This is a genomic window from Halocatena halophila (assembly GCA_027563145.1).
Classification (GTDB): domain Archaea; phylum Halobacteriota; class Halobacteria; order Halobacteriales; family Haloarculaceae; genus Halocatena; species Halocatena halophila.
Genome location: CP071307.1, coordinates 577742 through 602427, shown reverse-complemented (window position 1 = coordinate 602427; position 24686 = coordinate 577742). Strand labels below are relative to the sequence as shown.

Annotated in this window: 16 protein-coding genes; 2 read left to right on the top strand and 14 right to left on the bottom strand. The window is 56.6% G+C overall.

Annotation, left to right across the window (positions count from 1 at the left end; all coding sequences use genetic code 11):
- Positions 1 to 335: 335 nt before the first annotated feature.
- The 3 genes from gfo6 to uxaC all read right to left on the bottom strand — a co-directional run bounded on the left by gfo6 (position 336) and on the right by uxaC (position 5050).
- Positions 336 to 1427 (bottom strand): D-xylose 1-dehydrogenase Gfo6, encoded by a 1092-nt coding sequence (gene gfo6, locus JXQ78_RS16800; RefSeq protein WP_330632992.1) that lies wholly within the window; start codon positions 1425 to 1427, stop codon positions 336 to 338.
- 128 nt (positions 1428 to 1555) lie between these two features.
- Positions 1556 to 3625 (bottom strand): alpha-glucuronidase family glycosyl hydrolase, encoded by a 2070-nt coding sequence (locus tag JXQ78_RS16795; protein ID WP_330632991.1) that lies wholly within the window; start codon positions 3623 to 3625, stop codon positions 1556 to 1558.
- A 60-nt stretch (positions 3626 to 3685) separates the two neighbouring features.
- Positions 3686 to 5050 carry a glucuronate isomerase gene (uxaC, locus tag JXQ78_RS16790; RefSeq protein ID WP_330632990.1) on the bottom strand — a complete coding sequence of 455 codons (1365 nt, stop codon included), beginning with the start codon at positions 5048 to 5050 and terminating at the stop codon, positions 3686 to 3688.
- A gap of 127 nt (positions 5051 to 5177) precedes the next feature.
- On the opposite strand from uxaC, the gene JXQ78_RS16785 reads away from it, so the two are divergent.
- On the top strand, positions 5178 to 5948 hold the full coding sequence (locus JXQ78_RS16785) for an SDR family NAD(P)-dependent oxidoreductase (protein ID WP_330632989.1): 771 nt from the start codon (positions 5178 to 5180) through the stop codon (positions 5946 to 5948).
- Positions 5949 to 6504: 556 nt separating this feature from the next.
- Here JXQ78_RS16785 and JXQ78_RS16780 read toward each other — a convergent pair.
- Both JXQ78_RS16780 and JXQ78_RS16775 read right to left on the bottom strand, forming a co-directional pair.
- Complete coding sequence (locus JXQ78_RS16780) at positions 6505 to 7257, bottom strand: IclR family transcriptional regulator (protein ID WP_330632988.1); 753 nt, start codon at positions 7255 to 7257, stop codon at positions 6505 to 6507.
- Between the two features lie 89 nt (positions 7258 to 7346).
- The gene (locus JXQ78_RS16775; protein WP_330632987.1) at positions 7347 to 8261 is read right to left on the bottom strand and encodes a GAF domain-containing protein; all 915 of its coding nucleotides are present in this window, start codon (positions 8259 to 8261) and stop codon (positions 7347 to 7349) included.
- Positions 8262 to 8414: 153 nt separating this feature from the next.
- Here JXQ78_RS16775 and JXQ78_RS16770 point away from each other — a divergent pair, with 153 nt between their 5' ends.
- On the top strand, positions 8415 to 11441 hold the full coding sequence (locus tag JXQ78_RS16770) for an FAD-binding and (Fe-S)-binding domain-containing protein (protein WP_407934060.1): 3027 nt from the start codon (positions 8415 to 8417) through the stop codon (positions 11439 to 11441).
- A gap of 63 nt (positions 11442 to 11504) precedes the next feature.
- On the opposite strand, the gene JXQ78_RS16765 is transcribed toward JXQ78_RS16770, so the two are convergent.
- From JXQ78_RS16765 to JXQ78_RS16725, 9 genes are all read right to left on the bottom strand, one after another.
- Positions 11505 to 12353 carry a sugar phosphate isomerase/epimerase family protein gene (locus JXQ78_RS16765; RefSeq protein ID WP_330632985.1) on the bottom strand — a complete coding sequence of 283 codons (849 nt, stop codon included), beginning with the start codon at positions 12351 to 12353 and terminating at the stop codon, positions 11505 to 11507.
- 62 nt (positions 12354 to 12415) lie between these two features.
- The gene (locus tag JXQ78_RS16760; RefSeq protein ID WP_330632984.1) at positions 12416 to 13300 is read right to left on the bottom strand and encodes a UbiA family prenyltransferase; all 885 of its coding nucleotides are present in this window, start codon (positions 13298 to 13300) and stop codon (positions 12416 to 12418) included.
- 66 nt (positions 13301 to 13366) lie between these two features.
- Positions 13367 to 14242, bottom strand: coding sequence for a sugar phosphate isomerase/epimerase family protein (locus JXQ78_RS16755; RefSeq protein ID WP_330632983.1), 876 nt, complete (start codon positions 14240 to 14242; stop codon positions 13367 to 13369).
- Positions 14243 to 14245: 3 nt separating this feature from the next.
- Positions 14246 to 15025: a TatD family hydrolase gene (locus JXQ78_RS16750; RefSeq protein WP_330632982.1), complete on the bottom strand. Its 780-nt coding sequence runs from the start codon at positions 15023 to 15025 to the stop codon at positions 14246 to 14248.
- Positions 15026 to 15147: 122 nt separating this feature from the next.
- A complete protein-coding gene (locus JXQ78_RS16745; RefSeq protein WP_330632981.1) occupies positions 15148 to 16488 on the bottom strand; it encodes an alkaline phosphatase family protein in 1341 nt (446 codons plus the stop codon).
- Positions 16485 to 17681, bottom strand: a complete 1197-nt coding sequence (locus JXQ78_RS16740) for an inositol-3-phosphate synthase (RefSeq protein ID WP_330632980.1) — start codon at positions 17679 to 17681, stop codon at positions 16485 to 16487. The genes JXQ78_RS16745 and JXQ78_RS16740 overlap by 4 nt, the downstream gene beginning before the upstream one ends.
- Complete coding sequence (locus JXQ78_RS16735) at positions 17678 to 19426, bottom strand: multicopper oxidase family protein (RefSeq protein WP_330632979.1); 1749 nt, start codon at positions 19424 to 19426, stop codon at positions 17678 to 17680. The genes JXQ78_RS16740 and JXQ78_RS16735 overlap by 4 nt, the downstream gene beginning before the upstream one ends.
- 215 nt (positions 19427 to 19641) lie before the next feature.
- Positions 19642 to 20619 carry a sugar phosphate isomerase/epimerase family protein gene (locus JXQ78_RS16730; protein WP_330632978.1) on the bottom strand — a complete coding sequence of 326 codons (978 nt, stop codon included), beginning with the start codon at positions 20617 to 20619 and terminating at the stop codon, positions 19642 to 19644.
- A 71-nt stretch (positions 20620 to 20690) separates the two neighbouring features.
- The gene (locus JXQ78_RS16725; RefSeq protein WP_330632977.1) at positions 20691 to 24578 is read right to left on the bottom strand and encodes a ThuA domain-containing protein; all 3888 of its coding nucleotides are present in this window, start codon (positions 24576 to 24578) and stop codon (positions 20691 to 20693) included.
- Positions 24579 to 24686: the final 108 nt, after the last annotated feature.

Genomic DNA, 24686 nt, shown 5'->3' with positions numbered 1-24686 from the left:
TCGATGAAACAATAATAATTATATTCCCTACAGCCTACAATCCTCGAATATACTGATCAGTAGCAATAATATGATCTATCTGTTCTTGTCCTGATGTAGTGATTTTATATGATCGCCCATATGAGATCACAGGCCAGCGAGACACTATACCGGGTCTCAATGGGTTATGCTTCTTCATATATTAAATAAACAATTGTATTTGCCATACTGTCGATAGCCTTTCTGTAGTACGAACTACTACATATATCCCTCTCATGTCTTGGTAGCTGAGAAAAGAAGTCTAATAAATAATATCTACTAGGGACAACACTGTTCTACTTCGTGTTCTTTTGGTATCACATTATTGATACCTCTACACCATCTTTCGCTGCGGTGTAAATGGCAGATAGCGTTTGCATGTCTGTGCGTGCGTGCTCGCCGTTGGGGTAGATTGGGTTCTCGCCGAGAACGCGGTCTGCAAAATAATCGAACTCCTCGGTCATCTCATCGCCGAACACATCACCGCGGCCATCATTGATGTCGAGGCTCCGTCCATCGGGTCTATAGACCGTGAGTTGCTGCGATGACTGTCCGAGGAAGGTGGATTCGAGAACCAACTCGCCGCTCGTCCCAACGATCCGGAGATGTCCAGACCGGTGGGCGTGCTGACTGGCCGTACAGGCGGCATACGTGCCATCATCGAACTTGACCGTGAACGTGGCGTGTTGATCGGGGACGTCACAAAACGCCTGATCCACGGAGTGCATCTGGGCAGTTACGCTCACCGGATCTGCATCGAGAACGAATCGAGCCGTGTTGAGTGGATAAATGCCGAGGTCCATGACGGTAGCGCCGTAGCCGGCGAGTTCGGGAGCAAGTCGCCACTGGTCTGGATCGGTAGAGACTACATCGAGCAGTTGCTGGCCCATGTGGCCATGGACACCTACTGGATCGCCGATCGCGCCAGTGGCAATGAGTTCACGCATCCGGCGCACCTGGGGGTCGGTCTGCATCCGGTATGCAACCATCAGGGGAACGTCTTCAGTGGCCCGGATGAGCTGATCTGCCCGCTCAGTGGTTGCTTCGATCGGTTTCTCACAGAGGATGGCCTTTCCGTGGTCGGCTGCTGCGCTCGCGTACGGAAGATGGCGGGCATTTGGCGTACAGATATAGACGGCGTCGTATGATTCGATCGCCTCCCCATCGACGAATGCTTCGTAGGTGAGGGCAGTCTCAACGCTGTCTGTTTGTTTCTCGACAGCAGCGGCCGTTTCTGCGCTCGAACTGACGACAACGGTTGTCTCACAGAAATTCGACCGCTCGACGGCTGGAATTGCCTGTGCTCTAGTCCACCAGCCCAGTCCAACCATCGCAATTCGGAGCGTCCCCGAATCCAGCGTTTCCCAGTCGCGCGCTCTGCTCTCATACGGGCACCCATCGTCGGTCATACACGCGAGTTTGCCCGAATCATCAAAAGTGTAGTGGACAGTTAAAAAATTGATCCCACTATGATACCGAATCACTGCTTCAACCGGCGAATCTTCGGTGAGAACCGTCTCTGCGGTCGTCGTTCCGACTAGTTATCTACTCCGCCGCTGTGTTGCGTTTGATCAGGAATATCAGCATACTCGGAGAAAAACGCGATGAGCGTGTCACGCCACTGCTTGGCGTGAACGAGCTGTTCGTCTAATCGCTCGGCTACGTGTCGGTGGCGTGCCCGATCAATGTCACCCTCCAGACCTGCCCACCGATCGCGCATCGACCGCACGGTTTTGACTCCTGCAACGCAGTTTTCATAGAGTCGCTGGATCACAGTAATTCCCTCGTACTCGTACTCCCAGGGGAGGTGGTGGAAAAACAAAAGGAGCTCCGTGGGACAGTCCTCGACCGACAGATACTGCTCGGCGAGCGGTTCGGGAAACTGTTCTGCGTAGTCGGTCCGATCGACGCCTATTCCATCGTCATCCGCACCGTGATACTCCGGCCACTCCCATGGATCAGGATTGTAGTGGTTTTCTAATACATCATTCTTATTATACATCATATGTAACAGCCCGAGATGCCCAGTCATGTAATCGAGAACGGCGGGCCAGGAGTCATAAAGGATGCTAGACACCGTCTCGACAACGGCCGGCTCGTTACCGAACGTCTGTGTGACCCACTCTGCGGTGATGGTTTCGATCTCCAGATCTGGATCCCAGACGAGGCGACCAAATCCATAGAGATTCGCCTGTGCCAGATAATGGCCGGTCCAGTTCGGATCTGTACCGACGTTTCCAACCCCAGCGATGCCGTTTCCGTCACTGTGAGCGAGCAGCTCTGATACCGGTGTTCGCTCTTCATGAGCGTGGGTATCGGTCTCGAATATTTCCTTCCATTGTGGGACGAGATAGCAGATATGTACGCCCTGACCCGTGTACTCCTGTGTAATCTGGAGTTCACACGCGAGATTTGTCTCAGAGAGTGCACCGAACAACGTCGACACTGGCTCTCGTGGCTGAAAATCGACTGGTCCGTTCTTGATCTGGAGGGTGACGTTTTCGTGAAACGCTCCGTCGAGCCCCGCGAACGTGTTGTACGCCTGAACGGCGCGATCATCGTGTGAACCATACACGAATGCCCGCCAGAAAACCCGCCCGTCATGGGGGGCAAGTGCACGCCCGAGCAGGTTCGCTCCCTCCGCGTGGGTCCGGTTGTAGTCGTGTGGCCCCGGCTGTCCCTCCGAATCGGCTTTCACGAGCACGCCACCGAAATCAGGAACGTGGTCGTACACCGCATCGAATGTCTCCGACCACCACTGGACGACATCGTCGTCGAGTGGATCGGCAGTGTTGAGCGCACCCGTGAGGACAGGTGCACCGAAGTTGACCGAGAGGTAGATCTTGATTCCGTACCGTCGGAATACGCTCGCGAGCGCTGCAACCTTCGGGAGCTGTTTCGACTGGAGCAACTGCCAGCCGTCCATGCCAGCGGTTGCCATATTCTCTCCGGGCCTGTCTGGCGTTTGTGTGTTGACGTTGTTGAGGACGACCCCGTTGATACCAACGGCGGCGAGCAATCGTGCGTAATCACGGTATCGATCCCGGAGATGGGGCAACTGCGCCCAGTCAAAGATCGACGAGCCTGCGTAGCCGCGCTCAACGGAGCGACGAAACGGAGTATCCCAGTGATTGATGATCCGTGCGTCGTTTTTCGGTTCCTCGACGATGTCGAGCTCGTCGATCGGCTGTCGTGTAGCAAGGAGTCGGAGCAGATGAAAGGTGCCATACACCATTCCAGCGTTCGTGGCTCCCGTGATGACGAGACACTCCGTGTCTTCCCATTCGACCGAGCGAATGATATACCCATCCTCGTGAAGCGCATCGATCTCGGTCTCCGCAACCCCGGCCCGAACGACCGCCATCCGTTCGCGCCGACCGACGGCGAGAAATCCATCGACCGATCTGGGGGGGTGCATCCAGAGGTGTGGCTCTCGACCGAGCAATCCCGTCAGACCGGTGTGAAGCTCATCGCGTATCACACCAAACTCCGGTCCGGCCGTCGATGTGAACACGTGTGAGCACAGCTTTCGATACGACAATCGGCGTGCTGGGTTCTGAATCGGTTCATAGCGCAACCAGCAGTCGTCATACACAGTTTCTCCCATTCCATCAAATAATTGAATACATCGTATAAAAAATCACCACCCAGATACGACCGACGCAGCTCAAAATCCGTATAATCGCTTTGGACGGTGGTAGGCGACGTGTTCGATTAGCTCTCTTGCTGTCTCCATTGGCATCCGGCCACGCTCGACGTGATTGCCGACGACGTTCGCAAGTGAGCGCCGGAACATCTCGAATCTAGAGGAAAACGACAGCAGTTTCCGAGAATCACTGACCATTCCGGCGTGATTTGCGAGAAGATCGACCGAACCGACGTATTCGAGCTGGTGTTCCATGCCGAATGGACTGTCGTTGTACCACCATGCGGGCCCAACACTGACGGTCGGGAATGCTCGAGCGATCGTCGTGAGTGTTGGATAGTGTGTCGGATCAACACAGTAGAGGACGATCTCCGATTCGCCATCGAACGTGTTGAGAAAATGTTGGAGATTTGTAGCGATGTCGATGGTCTGTGTCGTAACGGTGCCTCCAGCGTCTGCACCGAGCTGTTCGAATAGCTCATCCCGATAATTCCGAACAGGACCGATGTGAAACTGCGTGACCCATCTTTTTTCGGCATTTAGCCCGCCGATATACTCGATCATAAACGCTTTAAAATCCGCAATTTGGCGGTCATTTGGTGACTTGCCGCGGCGCTCTGTCTCGTAGATGGTGGCTGCCCGTCGTTTGCTCACGGGCCGAGTAACTGGCTCTTGAACGCTCAGATCACTCGCTCGACAGCCATGTTCGGCGAAATAGTCGTGTGTCGTCTCAAGCGCGTCGAGAAAGCCTGTAAAGCTGCTCGTATCAACACCGGTCGCTCCCTGAAGTTCGCGAACGAAATCATCCCAGTCTCGGTGGCCGATGTGGACGGCCCTGTCCGCTCGCCAGGTGGGATACACGTCGATGCTATCGACTTGTGTATCGGCGCGTTCGTGCAACTCGAGCGTCGCCGTTGGATCGTCCGTGCTACAGACAACGTCGACACCCATCTCCCGGAGCAGTGCCTGCGGACGCTTTTCGTCGGATTCCAGCTGTGAAGCCGTTTCATTCCAGATCTCGTCGGCGGTTGATTCGGAGAGTGGTTTTTCAATGTCGAACCGTCGCTTCAGATCGAGATGAATCCATTCGTACGTCGGATTTCCGGCCAGCTCTGGAGCGATTCTCGCCAGGGCGTTCCATTTCTCCCGATTCGATGCCTTCCCCGTGATCTGATCTTCGGGGATGCCTCGCTTTCGCATCGCCGTCCAGACATAGTGGTCGGTCGCGCCTTCAAGCTCCCACACGTCGTTCCAGCCCTCATTTGCTACAATTTCGCCGACATCGATGTGGCTGTGTGGATCGATAATCGGCAGCTCCTCGATTGCGTCGTATAATTTCCGTGCAGCGTCCGTTTCAAGCAGGTAGGTCTCGTCAAGAAAACCCATTGTAGTAGATGACACAGTGGTTACAATATTAACTGTGGGGGTCACCGTCGACCGCCATCTGTCGTGGGCGCAGATTCGAACGTGCCACAAACGGTATATTCTATCCTTCATAAACAGCTATCCACATATGGTCAATCAATCGACTATCACAAATGGATTTGAACGGAGCGGGGTCGTCGTCATCGGTGGAACGACCGGAATTGGCCGTGCAATTGCCCTTCGGCTCGCCCAAGCGGATGCGGATGTCATCGCAACCAGTCGTTCTCGCGATGCGGTCGCAAGCATTACTGCTGAACTCCGTGATTGTGACGCAACGACAACGGCGGCCACCTGTGATGTTCGTGATCGAGAGTCGATCGAACAGCTCTGTGACACAGCAATGGCGACCCTCGATTCAATCGATCTGCTTGTCAACTCCGCCGGCACAGTCGGCACGGCGTCTGTCCTCGAGATGTCCGAATCGACATTCGAACGCGACATCGACGTGTGTCTCACCGGTGTCTATCGTGCCATCCAGGTGTTTGGTCGAGCGATGGATGGCGGAGCTATTGTCAACATTTCGTCGATGTCGGCCGATCAGGCACGAGAAAACCGACCTGCATACTGTGCGGCAAAAAGCGGACTCAACGGACTAACACGTGCTGCAGCAGCCGATCTGGCCCCCGACATTCGCGTCAATGCCGTTGCGCCTGGATTTGTGAAAACCCCATTAGCTGGTGATAAACTCGATGACGGATCTTCGTTCCGGGCGACCGTTGACGAGCGAACCCCGATGGGACGGGTGGCAACCCCAGAAGAAATCGCAGACACCGTTCTCTTTCTGGCGAGCAACGGAGCATCGTTTATGACTGGCGAAGTACTCACGATCGATGGTGGATACGACAGTAGTGCACAGTGAACCCCACAGCGTTACTACAGTTGTCGTGGTTCTTTCGGATTGAGATTACTGAATTCGGTGAATGTAACTACTGTCTCGTCGCAGTTACAACGTTCATTCGAATCCTTGGGTATTGCTGTCATCTTTCACAGGGAATGGCTTCATTCTGTGGGTAATTGTATCGTTCACTGTATCGGATGATAGTTCATCATCTGTGGATCGGCGTATTTTCACACGGTGGTGTCTAGTACTGGTGTTTTGGTGATCCGCTCACGCAGGTCTACTGAAGGCATACGCAGTGTAGAATTACGAACGTACGATTGTAATGGTTTCCGCTCCTCGAGATCCACCATTCCGGGAACTGGCAGAAATTCTCATCCCGATTTTCGAAATGTTAGAACCTGTTGTAGCATCTCCCACACAGTGATGAGAGGACTGATCTGTGGAAAGACCGATGCAGCAATCACATTCTGGAAAGGGCCCTGAAGCTACTGGTTTGAATGGGAGCGCACCCCTTTTCCCCGATAGACACCCTCAACTGACTGTTGGATTCGACTCTGACGATCAATCCGAGTCCCTAGAGAACCGATTCGAGGGTGTCGACTGCGTCGTGCAATGTGGATGCGATGTCGGTATCCAGTCGCGTCATGTCGATGCGGAACTTCGGTCCACCAACGCTCAATCCACCGAGTATGGAGCCATCGGTAGCGTACACCGGTGCACCGACTGAAACGAGTCCCGGGGCGAACTCCTCGTCGACGATTGCGTGTCCATCGCCGCGAATTTCCGCCAGCGTTGCTACCAACTCCGACCGACTGGTGATCGTCGCTGGTGCCTCTCGAGGGAGTCCCCATCGGTCGATTATCGCCTCACCTCGCTCCGAATCCAGTGCAGCCAGGATGGCCTTTCCAGCGGCCGTATTGTGCAGATAATACTCCGATCGATACCCTTCGACAGCATCTTCATCACTCGAAGCGCCGTAGAACAACAACAGTCGTCCGTGTTCGAATATTGTGAAGTTCGCCTCCTGTCCCGTGGTTGTGGCAAGCTCATCGACGACCGAGCTAACGGCATCCATCGACGGATACCGACGACTGCTGCGCCGTCCCAACAGCGCGAGTCGATAGCTCACCCGGTAGACCCCGTCGTCCTTGACGACGTAACGATGCTCGCAAAGCGTGTTGAGATGGCTGCAGATGGAGGGCTTCGAACTGTCGACGAACTCATCTATTTCGGCGAGAGTGAGCCCATCGTGTTCGAGAATGAGACGAAGTATCGCAAGTGAGGTTTGCGTCGTTTTCAGTTGACGCCCAGTTATCTTCTCTGCCATATTCCATGGATATATTCTAACACCATAACTATTTCTATTATGTAAATCTCGAATAGAAATTGGGTGTGGTGATTTATTGCTGTCGTCGATCAGATCGCACGCGAGCGATGAACCCATCCGATGCGCGTGATTGCTTCAGCACCCAGTTGTCCGAGCAAGCCCGCCGCTTCGAGGTCGTGTGATTCGAACGCGTCGACGACCACATCACCAGCACTGAGTACGCCATGGTCTCCAATCGGTACGTATAGCCCAGAACGAAGCTCTCCGCGGCTGTGATCGTCGTCAGTTCGATCGTGGTCCGAATGAATCTCGGGCTCACCGGTTCGAAACGTCCGTGCTGCGGGCGTCGACTCCGCAATCTCATAATCCGGTCGATCCCCGGCCCGCTGGACGCACTCTTCGGTCGCAACGACCGCCTCAAGGGTTGTCCCGTCATCGCTCACGAGCCGTACTGTCGTGTTGACGAGTCCGAGAATGTTTTTGGCGGCGCTCGCGAGTACGGATGCCACATCATCTTTTGAGCTTGCCGTTCGCAGCGTCTGGTTCGTCCGTCGGAGGATCTCGATCCGCTGCTCGCGTCGTTTGGTTGCCGTTACGTCTTCGACTGTACCAAAGAGGGCGGATGTCTCACCGTTCTCGACCTGTGGCGCACACGAGAGCCTGATCAGTCGCTCTGTTGTACCAGACCCAGCCAACGCAACGTCGACAGTAAACGACGCACCATCCTCAACCGCCTTCGAAACCCCTGAAGCGATTGTATCACGGTCCTGGTGATGATACTGTTCAAGAAGTGCGGAGAGTGTCGGTCGATCAACACCAGCGATAGGATGAACTGCTGTGGCGTGGGGACTCCAGTAAAGGGACTCGTCTGCGATATCGTACGTCCAGACGCCGAAACCGGCGAGCGATTGCAGTTCATCCAACAGTGTGTGATACTGGCGTTGGGCCGCTGATCTATCACTGTCGTTCTGGATTGACGTTCGCCAGGGGGCTCTCTCGACCATCTGTAGGTACCACTTGTTATGATATCAACAATAATATCTCTGTTGGCGTTGTTTACTGTTGGGGTACTCCAGCAGTACGGTTGGCTGGCGTCAATGACCGTGTAGTTGGTTGCGTTCACCCCAGGATTTACTTCTGCCCTGTGTGTAGTGAGCATGATGACAGGTAACGATGCGTGTACAGAGCCACGGGTTTCGGGGCGGTCGAATGCTAGAACTCTGACCACGCCGATTGATCCTGCCGAGTACGAATCGTTGGGTGCAACGCTTCGTGACCGTGTTGACGGCGAGGTACGTTTCGATAGCTACGCCCGCGTGCTGTATGCGTCTGACGGGAGCATTTATCAGGCCCAACCGGCGGGCGTGGTCTGTCCGAAGACGGTGGCCGACGTCCAGGCGACGGTTGAAACGGCGACCGAGCATTCGGTGCCACTGCTTCCACGTGGCACCGGTTCATCGCTTGCAGGCCAGGCCGTCGGTCATGGCTGTATCGTACTTGATTTCACGAAACATATGGATGAGATCGTCGATATCGATCCTGTTGCCAGACGTGCCACCGTCGAACCCGGCTGTGTACAGGACCATCTCGACGACCAACTTTCACCCCACGGTCTGAAGTTCGCCCCCGATCCCGCGTCATCGAATCGTGCAACGATTGGTGGGGGAATCGGAAACAACTCGACTGGTGCACATTCGGTTCGATACGGCATTACCGATGCGTACACGGAGGAACTCAGGGTGGTTCTTGCGGACGGAACGTTGATTCACACCCGGGAAATTGTCCTCGATGGCGAGGAGTACGAGGCGATCATCGAACGCGGCGGAACTGAGGCGATACTCTATGCAACGGTCAGAGAGCTGGTTAACTCACACTCCGCCGAGATCGATCGTCGGTATCCGTCGCTGAAGCGATCCGTTTCGGGATATAATCTCCAAAAAGTCATCTACGAAAACGAGGCTGGCGACCGGGTGATCAATCTCTCGAAACTGTTCGTTGGTGCGGAGGGAACGCTGGGCATCGTCGTTGAGGCGTGCGTTTCGCTGGTAACCTGTCCGGAAGAGACCGCCCTGGCGCTGTACTGTTTCGATGACCTCCGGGCGGCGTTACAGGCCGTGCCGCGTGCGCTCGAACATCCCGTGAGTGCGGTCGAACTGATGGACGAGGAGGTGTTTCGGCTGGCTCGCGAATCAGAGGGATACGCCGAATACGCACGCGATGTCCCGACAGAGACGGCGGCCGCGCTGTTGTTGGAGTGGGACGACGAACTCGTGGATGATTTCGACGCGGCGATCGGAGAGGTAACGAGTCGATTCGTCGACGACGGTAGGGCGTTTGCCGTTCGTGAGGCCCACAGTGACGAGGCACAACAACGACTGTGGAAGCTCCGGAAGGCAGCCATCCCACTGCTGATGAGTCTCGAAGGCGATCCGAAACCGTATCCGTTCATCGAGGATGCGACTGTCCCTCCCGAGGCGCTTGCCGAGTACGTCGAACAGTTCGAGTCAATCCTGAATGCACACGACACTGAGGCGGCGTATTTTGCACACGCAGGATCCGGAACGCTCCACATTCGTCCAATTCTCAATCTCAAAGCCGAATCCGGCGTCGAGACGATGCATTCGATAACGGACGACGTTACCGATCTGGTGGTCGAACACGACGGATCGTTTTCCGGTGAGCACGGCGACGGGCTGGCTCGAACGGAGTACAACCCCAAGCTGTACGGGCAAGCGCTCTGGACGGCGTTCAAACGGCTAAAAACGGCGTTCGATCCCGACTGGCTGTTGAATCCGGGAACCGTGGTCTACCGCGAAGACAGCACAGACCCGGGGCCACCATCGGATCGAGGCGTCGGTGCGGACATGCGAGCGAATCTCCGATACGGGCCGGAGTATCAGTCCATCGAGCCACAGACTCAACTCGATTTCGACGAAGAAGGTGGATTCTCTCATCTCGTTGAGTTGTGTAACGGCTGTGGAACGTGCCGGCAGACGACGGGCGATGTGATGTGTCCGACGTATCGTGCCTCAAAGGACGAAATTCAATCCACGCGTGGGCGTGCGAACATGCTCCGAGCGGCCATCTCGGGAGAACTTCCGGAAGAGACGCTTCAGTCCGACCGATTCCACCGGGAGGTACTCGATCTCTGTATTGGCTGCAAGGGCTGTAAAAGCGACTGTCCGACGGGTGTTGATATGGCCAAATTGAAGGCCGAACTCAAACACCAGCACCACGAACAAACCGGAGTCGGTCTTCGATCGAAGCTGTTCGGGCACATCGATACGCTCGCCGCAATTGGAAGCGCGACGGCACCTCTTTCGACGATTGGGCCCCGGTTGCCGGGGAGTCGTCTTCTTTTGGAGAAGCTGTTTGGCATTGCCCGTAACCGCGAACTGCCACGATTCACCCGAGAATCGCTAACCGCGTGGTTCGATAGTCGAGATACGAGCTCGATACCGGCGGCTGACGCCACAGAACGAGTGGTGCTCTTTCCCGATACGTACACTAACTACAGCTATCCGGCCGTGGGTAAAGCGGCGATCAAGGTGCTCGAAGCCGCTGGCGTTCACGTTCGGATAGGTGATGAGCTCACACCAAGCGGTCGTGCGGCGTTTTCAATGGGACTGCTCGATCTCGCCAGTGATCGTGCACAGACCAACGTGCAGACGCTAGCACCCAGGGTAGCGGATGGATGGACCGTGGTGTTCGTTGAGCCCTCCGATGCGGTCATGTTCCAGGATGAGTATCTGGATCTACTGGAAGGAGATCGCGTCAGGGCAGTGTCGGAGGCCGCAGAAGGGATCATGGAGTTTCTCGATCGTCGCCGACTGATCGAAGCGCTTCCGCTGGCGACGCCGACCGAAACGCTTGCGTACCACGGTCACTGCAATCAGACGGCAATCCATCGCGACCACCACGCCGTCGGCGTGCTTCGCCGTGCTGGTTACGAGGTGGATCCACTGGATTCGAGCTGCTGTGGGATGGCCGGCTCGTTCGGCTACGAAGCCGAGCATTACGAACTGTCGATGGCAATCGGCCAGCAGCTGTTCGATCTAATCGGAGAAAGTGACGGCGAAGTCGTGACCGCACCCGGCGGGTCGTGTCGGTCCCAGCTGTCGACATACACTGATGAGGACCGACCCCCGCATCCGATCGAAACTATCGCCAGACTCTTGCAGTGACCGTCTTTCGCGAGGTAGACCCACCGAACGGCCACGCTTTCGCTTGGTTTCGAGCGGCGGTGATTACACAAACGAAGAGAGTACACGCAACGACTCTCGAGCCGCTCGATCAGGGGTATCTGGATAGGTGTAGAGCTCCAGTGTCGCATGCCCCGTGTAATCGATATCATCGAGCGCATCGAACAGCCGTCCAAAATCGAGATCTCCCTCGCCAGGAATTCGATGGTAATGCTTTCCACCCCGTCCCCCAACGATATCCTCGATGTGGAGTCCAGTGAGATGGCCCCCACAGCGACGGATTGCCGCAGGCACGTCCTCGCCGTAGACGGCAACGTGACCGATATCAAGGTTGATCCCCAGGGCGTCGCTGTCAACTTCATCGATGAGCTCGAGTGCTTCGTCGGTACACTCGATGAGCAGTTCGGGTTCGAACTCGATTCCCAGGTGTACGTCTCTCGCTTCGGCGTAGCGTGTGATCTCCGCGAGCGAGTCTAGTAGGTACTCTCTTGCCCGTTCCGGTGGCGTTCCGGCAAGCGGTCGCCCCGAGGTGAGACAGACCGCAGGAGCGTCGACGACGGTCGCAAAATCGATTGCCGATTTCGTATACTCGATCCGCCAGCGCCGATCCGTTGTATTCGCGGTGATAATCGTCGGATCAAAAAATGAAGAGGGAGGCGCATCGTCGTAGTAGCCACGTGCGGTGTTCGCGTTCACGTTCGAGACGGCAAGCGCAGCTTCCTCGAGATGTTCTGCGAGTGTGACCCATGACGACTCATCGAACTCCGGAAAGAACGCGTGTGGGACATCTCCAAGAATCTCGACGCCGTCATACCCGATTGCTGCGATCCGATCGATTGCCTCTGACAGTTCGTATTCAGTGTACGCGTTCGTCGAAAACGCAAGTTCAACCATGGGTGACACTCACATTGTATCACATTAACTGCTTGGGAACCGGTTGCCCACGGGTGGATCGCTCAGCTCATTTTGAACGTCTTTGCCATTCTAACCGTTGCCATGAAACAGCCTCCCGCGATGATGCCCAGCGACGGCACAATCGCTCCGGCGACGGCACCGTTCAGCAACACGAGTCCCTGTAAACAGACGCCAACTGTTGGACCAACCGTCGCCGGCGTCGGGTCTGTGTACGTACGGTAGAGCACAGGACCGATCCAGTAGCCAAAACAGCCCAGCAAACCATATCCCACACCGAGCGCACCGATCGTCGTTGGTTCTTCGATGAGCAACCAGAACGGAACTACTGTGGTGAGGAGTGCTGTGTATGCGACGAGAAGTGCTGCTCGAGAGTTTGGTGCTCCCGTTTCGCCCTCTGCTAGCCGGGTGATGGCTCCAATATAGAGCGCAATCGCGATCGCGTAACCGATGGCCCATGGTGGCGCATTGAGCGGATTAACGGCCAGTGATACACCGAGCAGTACGTTCATTCCCCTGCACGCACCCATCGTGACCCAACCGAGCACGCTCCCTTTCCACAGTCCATCGTAGAGTACGATCAGTGTGGCCAGGATGATTGCGACGATTCCCGATTGCGGACCTCCTGAAAGATACCCACCGATAATACCACCACAGAGCAGGGTTAGGCCTCCAGCGAGCGCCATACGTCCGGAAATTTCTCCCGAGGGGATCGGTCGTTTGGGTCGTTCGATAGCATCCACAGCTGCGTCGGCGTAGTCGTTCAGAACGGTCCCTGCACCGTACAGACAGATCGAAGCGAACGAGGCCCCGACCAGGGTGGGCAGTGACACACCCTGGCCAACGGCGAGCCCGATCGCACAGCCAGCGATTACGTCTGGCGGTGCCGTCCCGAGATTTGGAAGCCGAACAAGTGTTGCCCAGGCCACGAGTGACTGTCGAACACGATGAGGCGTCCAAACGCTGTCAGTCGACACCATTGTGTGAACAGATTCTCACATCCAGCCGTGTTCCTGGAGATACTCCTGGGCGGTTGTGGCCGTTTCTACCGCGGTATTCTCATACGGATACAGTTCGACCGTGACGAAACCATCGTAGTCACGCTCTTTGAGTGCGCTGAGAAAGCCGTCGATGTCGAGCACGCCAGCTCCGAGCTGCGTGTGTTCGTGTGTTCGATCCGCCGGAATATCCTCGAGATGGTAGTGTGGGGTGTACGGTGCGAGCGGGCCAATCAGTGCTGTGGGATCGCCGCCAGCGACAAAGAAATGGCCCGCATCGAAGTTACAGCCGACGGCTGGCGAATCGATTTGATCCAGACACGCCAGTAGCTTCTCGGCGGACTCGATGAGCAAATTCGGCTCGGGTTCGATCAATAGATCGATCCCAAGTCGTTCTGCTGTCGGTGTCACCGCTTGGACGCCCTCGATGAACAGCTCCATCGCAGTGGTTCTGTCCATCGCCTGTGGAAGGGGGCCACCAGGAGGAATCGAGATGCTGGGTGCACCGAGCGTGTCGGCCATCTCGAGTGCACGGCGGGTGTGTTCGATACGGGCACGTCGGTCGCTCTCGATGGGTTCGATGAACGACGGATGGTGAAATGACTCTCTTGGACGTGCATACTCCACGCGCTTTCCCCGATCCGATCGCTCGATCGCGTGGAGCATGAACGCGTTGCAGTTGCTGATCGTGAGATTGTGATCTGCAAGCTGTGCCCGTAGCTGGTCGATCGTCTCCTGGCTGGTCTGTCCGGGGACGAGATGTGGCTCATCGAGCAAGAGCTCTACGCCGTCGTATCCAGCGCTTGCCACGTGATCGATGGCATCCGCAAGCTCGTGCTGGCGAAACGCGTTCAGGGAGAATCCAAATCGCAATGGTCACACCCCGACGGTGAAGTTCGGCGAGTGGTTGAAAAACGCCCGCGGATTTTCGTAGACAACTTCTCGAACGGCCGCCCGGTCCCAGCCGCGATCGAGCATCCGATCTCGCGCTTTTGGAACGGCAAGCGGATCCGACGGATCCCAGTCTGCAGCACTGTTTAGCAACATCTTCTCCGTCCCATATGATTCGAGCAGTTCGATTGCCACGTCGATCTCGATCTTCCCTGGATAGAGGGTAAACCCGAGCCAGCAGTCGGTTTGGAGCGCGATATCGATCGTTTCTGGCGTGTTGTGATCGATCACGATTCGCTCTTCGGTCACGTCTTCGTCGATGATCATCTCTACGAGTTTTTGGGTCCCCGCCGGCTTATCCGTGTGTGGCGTATGAACAATCACCGGCAACGAACGCTCTTCAGCCAGGCGTAGCTGGCGTCGAAACGCCGCTTTCTCACGGTCCGTTCCCTGATCGAGGCCGATCTCGCCCACTCCAACCACTGCGTCGCGGTCGAGATACTCCGGCAGTCTATCGATCACTCGGTCTGCAAGCTCCGGATAGTTCGCCTCTTTTGGTTCTAGCCCAACGGTCACGTAATGGTCGATCCCCGCCGTCCGCTCGGCGCGCTTCGTCTCAAAGCCGATGAGCTGCTCGAAATAATCGAAAAATGACTCGGCGTGTCGTTTGTCCGTCCCGCTCCAGAACGCCGGCTCGATGCAACATTCGATACCTGCCAGACGGGCCCGCTCGTAGTCGGTGCTCGACCGTGAGACCATGTGCATGTGCGGATCTATTATTGGAACTGACACGAGAGAATAATCTATCTACAATAGTATTATATTTATGCTTTATTTAGAATTAAAAAATAAGAAAATTATGTTGATTCTTACCATCACCTTCGACACTATTCGTGTGTGCTATCAAGCTCTGGCCGAGTCCCGAGCAGTGTTTCGATTGTGGGGACAACGTGCTGTGCGTCCATTGGATCGGGAAGTTCGAGCGTCCGATTGTAGAGCGCTGGCCCACCGATTCCGAAGACTGGCCATGTCTCACGATCGGTTCGGCCGTGTGAGCCCCCAACCCGGCTGGCATCGAGCGAAATTCTTCCATCATCGGAAAGAAAGAGCTCACATGGATCGAATCCAGGCTTGGCATGAATGTCCATCTGGCGAGCGTACCCCGGCGCGTCTGTTGCTGTCTCCCACCAGTAGTACTGGAACCACGCGTTCGAATTGGCAATTGCGAGCAGTTCGCCGGCGTTGGGATGGTTGATTGCGTACGGGGAGTCATCACCTGCTTCGACGACGGTCTCGACGCCGTCGAGCTGGGCAAGAGCGGCCTTCGCGTCCGGAATTGAATCGAGACTGGCGTAGATGTGTGCAATCTGGTGGTCGACCATTGCGAACGCCTGTGAGTTCTCGAAATCGACCTCAGTACCACCAGAACTGTCCTCGGTGAGGCTCAGCAATCCTGCATCCCGGAGTGTGCGATTGGGATAAACGGGTGTGTCAACGGACTGGAATCCGTACTCGCTCACGACGGTTATCGCCGTTTTTTCCCAGCGACTTCTGGCTTTCAGCGTGGAGAGCAACTCCGCAACGAGCGTGTCAATCTCACTGACGGCCTCGGCCAACTCCTCTCCGGGACCGTTCTTGAGGCCTGCATAATCCAGATGTGGGAGATACACCCAGAGCAGATCGGGATCGAATCGCTGGATCGAAATGGCTGTTGCATCGAGAATCCACTCGCTGCTGGCACGGCTCGCGCCAGGTCCCCAGTACGCATGCAGGGGAAAATGTCCAAGCTTCTCTCGCAGCGTCTCATAGAAGTCGTCTGGATTCGTCCAGCAGTTCATCTCGATCAGGTTGTTGTCTGCGTCCTCGATCGGTGCCGGTGTGATAGCAACGTCGGCCGTCGAGCCGATGAGGTGCTGGAAGAACAACGCGCCCGTCGTGTGGCCCTGTTCGCGTGCGCGCTCCCAGAGCCGGGTTCGGTTGCCACGGTCACGCTCCCAGAACGCCACTGAACTGGTGGCCCGGTCGTACTCACCGCTCGCCACGTCACCGTGATCGCTCGGTGGGCTGCCGGTGGCGAGCGTCGTCTGTGCCGGCACTGTCAGCGCGGGAAATGAGGGCTTCATCGGCACGACCGTTTCGAGAACCGAGGCAAGCGCCGGCGCAGTCGACGGCGTGATGTGGTGTGGCTGGAGTCCGACGATATCCAGTATGATACACCGCGTATTCATGGATGTTCCTCGGCGTGGCGTTCGACGTACCGTTCGAGCATCGAAAACTGTCTGGAGAGGTCGTGTTCGTCGACGCCGAGTGGCGATTTAAAAAACGATGCCAGCTGGGGTTGTGGTCCCCCCTCGCCGTGTTCGTCCGCGTGAGCAATGAGTCGAACAAGATCGAGCACGAGCGGCGCTGCCAGGGCTGAATCCGATCCGTCCCAGGTGAACCGCATCGACATCTCCGTATCGAGAAAGCCGCTGAATCGAATGTCATCCCAGGCGGTCTTCCAGTCGCCAAGCGGTGGCGCATAATCGATCCGGACCTGATTGTGAAACGTTCCATCGAGCAACTCCTCGAGCACTCCACCTTTACTTTCGAGCTTGCCGGCCTGGTGGGTTTCATCCTCGAGGACGCGCCCATCGTTGTTTCCGAGAATATTGTGTCCAGACCAGGAGGTCACGCGAAGATTTCGGCCGGCAAACAGCGGGGCGAGCGCTGATTTGACGAGTGTTTCACCGGTTTTTCCGTCCCGGCCCATGTGTGGGACGTTCCGTTCGATAGCGAGCTCCTGGAGGCCCCCAAGTGATGCCCCTGTGCTGGGTGTGAAGTTGATGTAGGGATGTCCATCGAGCAGCGCCGCATAGGCATACACCGCGCTCGCCGGAAGCGTCCGGTCGTCTGTTTCGATGGCGCGTTCGATTGTGGCTCGACTGTCGAACCGTGCTGGTTGCTCGAGTGGTTGCTCCGTCGAGGCGACGTTCACCACCACGAGCCGTCCCAGATCGTGTTTCTCAACGAACACTCGATACGTCCTCCTGAGCTGTTCGACCATCGACGATAGCGACTCGCCATTAATTGATTGCTCGGCGAGCGCTTCGATTGCAGAACCGGAACCGGTGATCGTTCCCGTTCGTATTCGGTCGTCGATTCGTTCGAGCTCGTCACTGACGGCTTCAACGGTGGAGGATGGTGGCGTTCCGTTTGCAGCGAGCAATTGTGCCCGAGAACTGATCCCCGTCGTCGTTATGTCATGTCCACCAAAGACGAGATCGTCGAATCCGGGCAGTTTGAGTGTCGTACACGGCGGTCGTTCGGTCACGAGTCCAGCGGTTGTGGCGTGTCCAGTGGCAATCGCTCGTGCGCCAACGATCGCCATCGTTCCCACATTTCCCCGGGCTCCAATGAGCCAGACGCCTGTTCGTGTCATACGTTGTTGTGTCCCTTACCGTGTCCGTTTCCACGGCCATTGTCGTGTCCATTGCCGCGTCCCTTCTGGTGTCCGTTTCCACGACCGTTGCCGTGTCCATTGCCGTTTCCGGTCTCCTCATCGTCGGTCACCTCGAACCGGAGCATCATCTTGTTGTCCTCGTGTTCGAGCATATGACAGTGCCACGGGAACTGTCCGGTGTAGCCATCGAATCGAACGGCGATTCGGACTGTCTCGTTCGGTGCGACGCGAACCGTGTCTTTGTGGCCACGTTCGTTCGGGTCCGGTGGGTCGGTCCCGTCGGGTCCGCGACCAATGACGCGAAACGTGACCAGATGGAGATGGATCGGATGCGATCCGCTCGTGGTGTTCTGTAGCTCCCAGATCTCTGTGGTGTCTCGCTGGGGACGGACAACCCCGTCTGCATTGCCGAAGCCATAGCCGTTCAGCTGATACGTAACGAGTCCATCGGCAACCGAAACCCCAAGATCCATCGATCGCGTTCGTGTTGCGTCCGCTGACTGTGGTGTCTGGTGTGTGGGGAGTGTGAGCCTTTGCGGGTCGATGCTCGGATCGTGGGGTGGACTGGTGGGGTCCGTGACCCGGATCTGGAGCAGTTCCTCGAGATCGCTTCCCGAGTGCTCACCACGATACGGCAGTTCTGCGACGTTTTTCAGCACCAGGGTTTCGCCGGCAAACGAAGCAAAATCGACGATAACTTCTCCGCGCTCGAACGGCTGGAGTACGAGTGTCTCGAGGTCACCACCCGGCCCGATTGGGACGACTGACTCCAGATAGCCCTGATCTGGGGCGAACTGATAGAGCGGTGGCACACCGATTCCGGATTCTGACGCCAGCCGGAGGCCGAACGTCCGGTGATTCGCACCGTTCAACAGCCGGAACCGATACCGTCTGGGCTCGACTTCGAGCGATGGCCAGACTGCTCCGTTCACGACGGCAGTATCCCCCGCAAACTGGGGCGTCCAGCGCTCAGGATACGAAAGCGAGCCATCTTCATTGAACGATTTGTCCTGTATCAACAGTGGTATGTCGTACTCGCCTGCCGGGAGGCCGAGTTTCGACTCTCGGTGCCCTGTGAGAGCAACCAGCCCGACGAGTCCGGCGTAGGCGTTCAATCGAACGATTCCCAGCGTGTGGTCGTGATAGGTCGATGTCAACCGATGCTGGTTCATCGGCAACTCCTGCCATTCGGCCGTACGCCGTGGCCCGGTCTGTCCGTCCGGAGAATGCCACATGTCGGATTGTCCGTCGTGTTCGGGCGCTACCGAAAGGCCATGAAAATGTGTCACCGTTCGGACCGCCGGAACGGGCTCACTGCCGTCGTATCCGGGATGATTTTCAGCTGTCGTTCCGCCGATTCGTTCGTCAACCGCGAACAGGTGCTCCGAGGGAAGCTCACTGTTGTCGAACCGAACGGCGAGTCTCTGATTGTGTTTCGCTTCGATCAGTGGACCGGGATACTGCCCGTCATAGCCCCAGAGCGTGGTGGCTCCGAGTGCAGGATGGAGATTCTGCGAAAACTCTTCGATCGAAATGGTGTGTGAAAGGGCACCCCTTCGCCGTCCGTCCGGCTGTCTGGGTTCTGGAATCGGCAGAGACTGGACGAATTTTTCGAGCGTTGGCGAACTCCCGCCAGCAACGCTGCTGAAAAGCTGGGGAAGGGTCCCGACCATTCCAGCACTAATCCCTGCCTGGAGCAGTCGCCGCCGTGATATCCCGCTCATTGTGTATACATCACCCAGACAGATTTTGGCTTGTGGCTTCGCTGGTGGCACTCACTCTGCGGGGATAGTCCCTGTGGCATGCAATCTCACTGCAGTACTCTCTACTGAATGTATATAAAACTATCTTCTAATAATAGATAATTTTATTTTATAGATATCTTACCAAAACGAAACTGCTCGGTCTAACGATCCTCACTTTTTGGCTCCCATCGAAATCACTGATGTGGGTGTTCACTCTGGGGTCCGTTCCACCGATCCATGAGTCGTGCACTCCGATAGAGCGACTTGATCGGCGCTGGGGCACCATCGTACTCATAAAAACAGTACTCGCACTCGGTCGCTGCCCTGGCGACGTTGAGAACGCCACGAAGGGGAACGTCACCCTTCTCAATATCGACCATCTCGTAGGTATCCGCGCTCAGCTTGCGGAAATCCTTGACGTGAAGCGATCCGATTGAGTCGCGATGGCGGTTCAGAAATGAAATTGGGTTCACCCCGCCGGCAAACGCCCAGCCGATGTCAACCTGGAGGTGAACGTGATCGTTGATTGCCTCTGCAAATATGTCGTAGCCGCTCTCTCCATCGAATGTCGTCGCGAACTCGTGGTCGTGATTGTGATAGCCGACACCCTTGATGGTCCCTCCTGACCTTTCAAAAACAGCGGTCCCGGCCCTGTTTAGCCGCTGAGCCCACTCCAGAATTGCCGTTTTGCTCTCCCAGTTGCTCATATACGGTGTGATCAACCACTCCGTCCCGAGCTGTGTGTACAGCTCGATTGTCGCCTGAAATTCGTCTTCTGCCATCGTTTCAGGACTCACCAGTCCCGTGTGCGCAGTCGGCATCTCCACGCCCGTCTCTTCTATCGCCGTGAGCACAGCCTGTGGGTCGTCGATGAAATACGGTTCGAACACGTCGTAGCCGCTCTCTGCGTGGAGATAGACGAAATCCGCCACCGAGTACTCCGAGCCGAGCACTCGGTTGTATGTGTACAGCTGCGATCCACGCTCCATCTCAGTTTCAGGGCCAGACCATGTCTCAGTAGTGGCTGTGGCTGTTCCCATCGTGCTCGTCAGGCCAACGATCCCGAGGCCTTTCAGCATCCTCCGCCGAGTGATCGGCCCTGTCGCGTGGGCAGATCCAGTACTCTCCGTTCGATTCGTTGCTGACTGTCGCTTTTCACACCATCGTTGCATGTCTCACACTACTCATTAATAGTATAGGTAATAAAATTTATTTAAAGATTGATTATGATTTTAAAACTAGATCAGAGAACTTGAATCTCACCCAGCATCGAGCTTGGATGCACGGTACAGACGTACTCGACCATCTCGGTCGTGGCGGTGAACGTGAGTGGTGTCACCGCGCCGTCTTCCATATTGATGTCGGTTTTGGTGATGGTGTTGCCTGAAGCGTCCTGGATGGCGAAATCGTGTGGTGCACCGTCTGCATTCGTCCACTCGACGGTGTATTCTGCACCGTCTTCGAGTGTGAGCGTTGGATTCGTTGTGTCGACGATACCATCGGGTGCCGTCCCGATCCAGCCGTCGATGAATCCATCGAGCTGGATCGTCGTTTCGGGATCGATGGTGTCTTCTCCACCAGTTCCATCATCGCCGTCGGTGGATCGAATTTCAATGCCACTGAACTTTGAATAATCAGCGTGTGTCGTGGTGGTGATCGAGAGCACCGCCTCCGAGACGGTCACATCCTGGATCGTTTTCGTTACCGCGGTGAGACTTCCTGCCTCTTCGTAGATATCGAAGTTCGAAAGCACCGGTTCGCCTTGAATCGAAACGTCGAAGACGCGATCGCCAGCGCCGGTGTCTGCACCACCGCGGCCATCGATTCCCCACCATATCTCGGCAAAATGGAGGGTAATGTCGTACGTTCCGTTCGGAACGGCGATCTCGTAGCCAATATCTGGCCCTGCGTGTTCGGTCATGTAGAGCAGATCTGCCTCCGTGTTGGCGATGTCGTGGCCATCACCGACGATCGAAGAGACACCGTGGTCGCCTCGCTGTGTGACCGATGGATTCGGGACCGACTCGTAGGTTAGCTCACCGACCGAGACCGTACTGTCGTGGTCTTCTCCACCAGCATCCAGTCCAAACGGCACGGACAGCGGTGTGGCGATTCGAACTGTCTCGTTCGCGAGGAGTTGGCCATGGGTGCCGTCTCGTTCGTAGGCAACCTGCGTTCTGAGGCCATACTCGCCGCTGTCGGTCGACTCGGGGGCGGAGATCGTCCACTCGACGGTGTGGCTCGATCCGGGTGCGATCGAACTAACCGTCGTTTGTTGGTCTGTGGTAGCCTCAAGCTGGCCGTCTGTCGACTCAAGCGAGAACTCGATGCCCGTTAGCTCCTCATTTGATCGGTTCGTGATCGTCGTCTTCGCTGTCGTCGATCCGCCGGCGGTCATCGTCGAACTTGTGATTACAAACTCGATTGCGTCCGCACCAAGCGATCCTGGTCGGTGCTCGACCCGATAGATTCCCGGATTCGTCCCGCCATAGAACCCTTCGCCGTACTCCATGAGATAAACGGTCCCATCGGGCCCAACTGTGAGATCCATCGGTCCGTTGTAGGAGTGTGATGGCATGAACGGAGCGATATCGAGGATGTTTCCCGATTCGTCAATCGTGGCGTATTTCAGCCAGTCAGCACCCCACTCCATGATGAACCACGACCCATCGAATGACGGCGGTAGCGCTCGCTCTGCGCGCCCTGTCTCCGGCTGGTAGATCGTTCCGGACATCGGTGCCCCACCCGGTGGAATCGATGGCCATGGCCGCTGGTCAGGAACGATTTCCTGAGCGTACTCGGGAGCATTGGTAAGAAATTCCTCCCAGCTGTTGGGATAGTAGATCGTGGCCGGTGTCACCGGTGGCAGCTCACTGAGGCCGCCGTTGTTCGGCGAGTCGTTGCTGGGCTGTGCCGGATCGAAAGGCTCTCCCGACGTTTCGGTTGCAAAATCATAATCGACGTACGGAACGTTCGGCCCACGAACGTACGGCCACCCCGCGTTCTGGGCGGCTTCAACCCGACGGAACTCGACGATCCCGTTTGGCCCCCGGGTTTCGTCCCACGAGCCGGCGTCAGGCCCATAGTCGGCGTAGTAAAGCACCCCGGTCTCCTGATCAACGCTGAGTGTGAACGGATTCCGACAGCCCATCACGTAGATCTCCTCGCGAACTAGCCCTTCCTGTCGTGCGTCTGCATACTCGTCGCCGGAAAAGAGATTATCCTCGGGAACACTGTAGGACCCATCGTCCTGTGGAATAATTCGCAGGATGCTTCCCCGAAGGTCGTTCGTGTTCGCTGCTGTTCGCTGTGCGTCCCAGTACGTGTGAGACAGCCCAGCTGCGTCACTCTCCGGTGGCCATACCCCATCACGCTCATCGATCGGCGCATAGCCACTCGAAGCAAACGGATTCGTGTCGTCGCCGGTCGAAAGATAGAGCTCGCCGTCCGGTCCGAACGCGATGTCACCGCCGACGTGACAGCAGGTTTCGCGCTGGGTCGGCACGCGAAGGATCTCAGTCTCTGTCGATCGGTCGATTGTCGCTCCTTCGACGGTGAATCGCGAGAGGACGTTGTAGGGCGTCTCACCGACAACATCCTCCGGTGGGGAATAATAGCAGTACACCCAGCCGGTCTCCTCGAATGCCGGGTCAAGCGCAATCCCCTGGAGGCCATCTTCTTCACCGGCGTACACGTCGAGCGTCATCGCTTCTGTCACCGAGCCGTCGTCGGGATGGATGACGCTGATAGTTCCGGATTCGCGCTCGGTGTAGAACAGCCGTCCATCGGGGGCAACGTCCATCCGCATCGGCTCGGAAACATCGTCGGTCAACAGCGTCTTCTGGTAGTTCGCCCACACCGTTCCGGAAGCGCCACCGGATTCGAGACCACTTGCCCAGAGAATCCCACCGAGGACGTGCTCGAGAAAGGCGTCTTCGTCGAATGCATCCTCAGTGTGTCCTCGTCCGGTGTACCACGCCCGCCCGCCCCGATAGTTCCGACACCAGCAGATCGGATGATCCGCTCGCGACATTCCGGCTCCCTCGTAGCTGTCTTCGTCGATCGTAGCGAGCACATGGACCGATCCACGGGGATTGTCTGCGAAATCGTACCACTCATCAGTCACTGTCCAGCGCTCTGAAAGGTGATTCGTCGAGGGGTGCGTTCGGTCGGTGACGGTGATCTCTGCCTCCTGGACTGCCGGATGGCCATCGAAGTATGCGCCACCCAGCATGTCGCCGTAGAACTCCCAGTCGTACTCGGTGTCTGTGGCGGCGTGAATTCCAGCGTAGCCGCCGCCGCGTTGCATATAGCTCTCGAACGCTGCCTGTTGGTCTGCGTTCAACACGTCACCGGTGGTGTTGAACCAGACGATCGCGTCGTAGTTCTCGAGTTCATCGACAGACTGTGGAAACGCCGAGGCGTCGTCAGTGATCGTCTCAATCGTCACCGTCCCAGCACCTGTTTCCGCAGCGATTCGTTCTTTCAGACCAGTGAGCTGCTCGATACCGTATTCGATGTTGCCGTGTCGGTAGCCGGCCGTCGCAGAGAACACCAGCACCGAAACCTCCAGTTCGGGTGCTGTGCCCACCTCAATCGTTCCGCGCATCTCGTGGCGGTTCGTCTGTGAATAGTACTCGGCCATCGCCTCGGTGGCAGTGAACTCAATGGTCTGGGTTTCGCCGTCGTGTGGCTGCACGGAGCTCTTTTGTAGCTTTGTTCCGTCTCCATCGACGATGACCACGTTGTGTGGCTTGCCAGTCCGGTTCGTCCACTTGAGTGTGTACGTCTCGCCAGCCACCAGAGACAGCGTTGGATTGCTCGTCCTGTCGATCTCAGCGGGGACGATCCCACGCCAGGTGTACCTGGGCTTTCCTGCGTGTGCTGGTGGTCCCCGCCCACCAGACCCGCGCTTTGGACCGTTCGAGTCATTCGGTGATTGCTCGATCGCTTCCAGTTCGATCTGGTTCGACCGAGAAGATTCATTGGCATGGATTGGGGCCGATCCAAGCAATCCCCCAACGCCGATCGCACCAGTGGTCTGTAACAGCCGCCGTCTGCTGATCCGCGGGTCTGTCGATTTGCCGATACCGTCCGCTACCGAATCGTCTGTACGCTTTTCGGTTACCATGTTGTCTCGGTGCAATATTATACATTCTTTACATACATATTATACATTTCATAGTAGCAATTAATTCCGGTAATAGGGAGTAAAAAATTACTGATGTGGACTGATGGC

Coding starts and splice junctions, on each gene's coding strand:
- gfo6 (WP_330632992.1), bottom strand. CDS start 1,427: ATGACCGACGATGGGTGCCCGTATGAGAGCAGAGCGCGCGACTGGGAA.
- JXQ78_RS16795 (WP_330632991.1), bottom strand. CDS start 3,625: ATGGGAGAAACTGTGTATGACGACTGCTGGTTGCGCTATGAACCGATT.
- uxaC (WP_330632990.1), bottom strand. CDS start 5,050: ATGGGTTTTCTTGACGAGACCTACCTGCTTGAAACGGACGCTGCACGG.
- JXQ78_RS16785 (WP_330632989.1), top strand. CDS start 5,178: ATGGTCAATCAATCGACTATCACAAATGGATTTGAACGGAGCGGGGTC.
- JXQ78_RS16780 (WP_330632988.1), bottom strand. CDS start 7,257: ATGGCAGAGAAGATAACTGGGCGTCAACTGAAAACGACGCAAACCTCA.
- JXQ78_RS16775 (WP_330632987.1), bottom strand. CDS start 8,261: ATGGTCGAGAGAGCCCCCTGGCGAACGTCAATCCAGAACGACAGTGAT.
- JXQ78_RS16770 (WP_407934060.1), top strand. CDS start 8,415: ATGATGACAGGTAACGATGCGTGTACAGAGCCACGGGTTTCGGGGCGG.
- JXQ78_RS16765 (WP_330632985.1), bottom strand. CDS start 12,353: ATGGTTGAACTTGCGTTTTCGACGAACGCGTACACTGAATACGAACTG.
- JXQ78_RS16750 (WP_330632982.1), bottom strand. CDS start 15,025: ATGCACATGGTCTCACGGTCGAGCACCGACTACGAGCGGGCCCGTCTG.
- JXQ78_RS16745 (WP_330632981.1), bottom strand. CDS start 16,488: ATGAATACGCGGTGTATCATACTGGATATCGTCGGACTCCAGCCACAC.
- JXQ78_RS16740 (WP_330632980.1), bottom strand. CDS start 17,681: ATGACACGAACAGGCGTCTGGCTCATTGGAGCCCGGGGAAATGTGGGA.
- JXQ78_RS16735 (WP_330632979.1), bottom strand. CDS start 19,426: ATGAGCGGGATATCACGGCGGCGACTGCTCCAGGCAGGGATTAGTGCT.
- JXQ78_RS16730 (WP_330632978.1), bottom strand. CDS start 20,619: ATGCAACGATGGTGTGAAAAGCGACAGTCAGCAACGAATCGAACGGAG.
- JXQ78_RS16725 (WP_330632977.1), bottom strand. CDS start 24,578: ATGGTAACCGAAAAGCGTACAGACGATTCGGTAGCGGACGGTATCGGC.